This window comes from Ralstonia sp. ASV6 (assembly GCF_016429285.1).
GTDB classification, from domain to species: domain Bacteria; phylum Pseudomonadota; class Gammaproteobacteria; order Burkholderiales; family Burkholderiaceae; genus Ralstonia; species Ralstonia flaminis.
In genome coordinates this window covers 1-458 of record NZ_JAELUI010000360.1, presented here as the reverse complement: position 1 = coordinate 458, position 458 = coordinate 1, and the positions used below count along the sequence as shown (strand labels likewise).

At 61.1% G+C, this 458-nt stretch carries 1 protein-coding gene; it reads left to right on the top strand.

Annotation, left to right across the window (positions count from 1 at the left end):
* Nucleotides 1-316 (top strand): c-type cytochrome (locus tag JHD73_RS28035; RefSeq protein WP_199033371.1); only part of this gene is annotated, 316 nt, incomplete at its 5' end.
* Between the last annotated feature and the right edge of the window lie 142 nt (nt 317-458).

Below are 458 nucleotides of genomic sequence, written 5' to 3'. Positions count from 1 at the left end.
GCAATGCGCGCTGTGCCACGGCGCCAACGGCGAAGGCATCACGAACGCTCAGGGCCAGCACGTCTATCCGCCGCTGTGGGGCGACCAGTCGTTCAACATTGGTGCCGGCATGGCACGCACCTACACCGCGGCCGCGTTCGTGAAAAACAACATGCCGATCGCGTTCCACAACCGGTTCCCGCTGGGTCAAGGCGGCCTGACGGACCAGGAAGCCCTGGATGTGGCGGAGTTCTTCTCACACATGCCCCGCCCGGATTTCGCGCCCAAGGTCAACGACTGGCCGCGCGACAAGAAACCTGCCGACGCGCGCTATTGACCCCGTGAGGCCCCTGTCCAACAGGGGACGTAGGTGCGGCGCAATATATAACAAATGTGACCAAAACGTATCAAAGTCACACAAGTGCGTTGTCTTTGGCATATCGTAGGGAGATTCCCCTGCCCACCCCGGAGGCAACTAT